Origin of the sequence: Microcystis sp. M53602_WE12 (assembly GCF_030065455.1) — a bacterium.
Lineage (GTDB): Bacteria > Cyanobacteriota > Cyanobacteriia > Cyanobacteriales > Microcystaceae > Microcystis > Microcystis aeruginosa.
On sequence record NZ_JASJFB010000767.1, the window covers coordinates 1 to 1,602 of the forward strand.

The 1,602-nt window shown below is 44.9% G+C and carries 3 protein-coding genes; 2 read left to right on the plus strand and 1 reads right to left on the minus strand.

All coding sequences use genetic code 11. The features are described from left to right. Together PX482_RS23625 and PX482_RS23630 are read left to right on the plus strand one after the other, a co-directional pair. Positions 1-181: transposase (locus tag PX482_RS23625; protein WP_287716773.1), on the plus strand; the 181-nt coding region annotated here is incomplete at its 5' end. Between the two features lie 135 nt (positions 182-316). Then, positions 317-739, plus strand: a complete 423-nt coding sequence (locus PX482_RS23630; protein WP_043999542.1) for a hypothetical protein — start codon at positions 317-319, stop codon at positions 737-739. Between the two features lie 22 nt (positions 740-761). Here PX482_RS23630 and PX482_RS23635 read toward each other — a convergent pair whose 3' ends face one another. After that, entirely contained in the window at positions 762-1,292 is a 531-nt protein-coding gene (locus tag PX482_RS23635) for an ATP-binding cassette domain-containing protein (protein WP_288027841.1), read from the minus strand. Positions 1,293-1,602: the final 310 nt, after the last annotated feature.

The following is a 1,602-nucleotide window of genomic DNA, read 5'->3' on the forward strand; positions in this document are numbered from 1 at the left end:
AAGATATAAAGGTCAACGCAGACACAGCAGTTTTTATGTGGGTCAACATCTCTATCATTGGCTCCAGCTACATCAAATGTTCCCAAAAAATATAGAAGAGCTAATGCAAATTAGCCGCTATCGGTTGAAGGATTACATCAAGGGACAAAGAGCTATATCGCTTGCCCTATCTACCTTCTAGCTCGCTTGTCCCCCTCTCAGGTGGCAACGAGGTCTATACTGATAGTTTCTTCGGCAAAATAGCCCTAAAAGTCTTACCCGATAAACATTTCACGATTCCATAAGCAAAAATTATCACACAAAGTCGAGAAGAGCCATGAATACGAATAACGATAGACAACATCTCAAATTATTATCAATCTTCCACTATATTGTGGGAGGGATTCTTGCCTTTTTCTCTCTCTTTCCACTTATCCACTTTACTATCGGTTTACTCATCATTACCGAATCTATTTCAGTACATTCATCTGGGAATTTACCGCCTCAAGCAGCCGGATATATTTTCGCCGCTGTTGGTGGCCTACTTTTCATATTAGGAGAAGTTTTTGCTATTGCTACCATTGTATCGGGGCGATTCCTCAAACGCCGCCAGAGATACTGGTTTTCCTTCGTTATGGCCTGCATCCTCTGCTTATTCACTCCCTTGGGGACAATCCTCGGAGTCTTCACGATTATTGTTCTCTCCCGCCAGTCCGTCAAGGATCTATACGGGCTTCCTAATGCAGATACCGTTAATTAACATCTCCAAATGAGAGCGGCCTTCAATAAATAGGCTTAGTAGCAGCCGCCGTCAGGCTCAATAAGAAAGCCACGAACTGGATACTGAAAATAATAAATGCTATCAACTGACCCAGGGATAATTGAGCGGCGAGGACTGGGGAAGCCCCATACCAGAAAAGGAAGAGTACGATTAGGGTCAAAGGCAAGCGGAAAGAAAGAGGAAGAGGTTCTGAACCAGACTCGGCTACCAATCTGTTTCTTTTGAGAAGGTAATAGGTTCCACAGGCTAGGGCAGTTAGTCCAGTGGAAGCAAAGGCAAGTTGAGGACTGTAAATAGCCATTAATGATAGCATGGCCAAGACTTTAGGGAGTGTGACAGCGACTTTGAGAAAGAGTTTCCTAGCCAGACCGTTGCCTATGATGGCGGCGGTGAGAGCGGTTAGGCCGATCTCCGAGGCACTGGCAAAGAGAGTCGTCACTATCAAGAAAACACCCCAAAAGTTGAGAGCCTCAGGCGAGTTCTGGATGATGACCTTATCGATAATCACCTGAATGACTAAGGGGATAGACAACCAGAACAGAGTACCGAAGGCACTTAAAAAGAAGACGGTTATCGATAAGAGCAGTTGAATGATAATTGTTACTCCCCGAAGCTAAACTCACCGGATGAACGATCCAGGCTAGACATACCATAAAATATTTAGCCACAAAAAAGCACCCCCTTGCGGGAGTGCCTTTTCGTTCAGACTAGGAATTAACCATTGATAGCAGGAGCAATCAGAGCTACAGGAGCCTGTTCACCACTAGCCAAGTCTAAGGGGAAGTTGTGTGCATTACGCTCGTGCATTACTTCCATACCGATACCAGCGCGGTTTAACACAT